This is a genomic window from Pantoea sp. SIMBA_079, from assembly GCF_046940275.1.
Classification (GTDB): domain Bacteria; phylum Pseudomonadota; class Gammaproteobacteria; order Enterobacterales; family Enterobacteriaceae; genus Pantoea; species Pantoea borealis.
In genome coordinates this window covers 1-301 of the sequence record NZ_JAWRYR010000157.1, presented here as the reverse complement: position 1 = coordinate 301, position 301 = coordinate 1, and the positions used below count along the sequence as shown (strand labels likewise).

The following is a 301-nucleotide window of genomic DNA, read 5'->3' as shown; positions in this document are numbered from 1 at the left end:
TCTCAATCGAAACAAGCACCAGTTAAAGGCTCTACCGAAGCACTAGAAGCACGTATTAAACAATTAGAAATGGAAAACGAGTATTTAAAAAAGTTGAATGCCTTAGTTCAAAACAAGGGAAAATCACAAAACAAGATAAAGCGCAAGTAGTCTATGAATTAAGGCATAAATATTTGGTGAAGGCACTCGTGGAGCTAGCTGGTATTCCACGAAGCACGTATTATGATTTAGTAAAAAAAATGAATCGCCCAGATGTAGATGCCGATTTGAAAGCTGAGATTAAAGCGATTTATGAGGAGAA

1 pseudogene is annotated in these 301 nt (G+C 36.5%); it reads left to right on the top strand.

The features are described from left to right. Positions 1–301, top strand: a pseudogene (locus SB719_RS19540) (IS3 family transposase); the annotation flags it as partial.